At 65.9% G+C, this 249-nt stretch carries 1 protein-coding gene; it reads right to left on the reverse strand.

What is annotated here, in order from left to right; genetic code table 11:
• Positions 1–249, reverse strand: a 249-nt coding sequence (locus ACQG3P_RS21145) for a flagellar hook-basal body complex protein (RefSeq protein ID WP_426806148.1), incomplete at both ends; no start/stop codon positions are given.

A 249-nucleotide genomic window follows, 5' to 3' on the forward strand; every position in this document is an offset into this window, starting at 1 on the left:
GTGGAGATCGCCTTGGCGTTCATTTCGTAGGCGCGCTGGGTTTCGATCATCGACACCAGCTCGTCGACCACGTTGACGTTGCTGCCTTCCAGCGCACCCTGCACCACGCTGCCCAGGCCGTTCAGGCCGGGGTTGCCGGTCTGTGCGGGGCCCGAGGCGGTGGTTTCCAGGAACAGGTTCTCACCGCGTGCCTGCAGGCCGGCCGGCTTGACGAAGTCGGTAAGGGTCAGCGCGCCGATTTCGACCGAG

It is taken from the genome of Stenotrophomonas sp. SrG (assembly GCF_050031795.1).
Taxonomy (GTDB): Bacteria; Pseudomonadota; Gammaproteobacteria; order Xanthomonadales; family Xanthomonadaceae; genus Stenotrophomonas; species Stenotrophomonas rhizophila_A.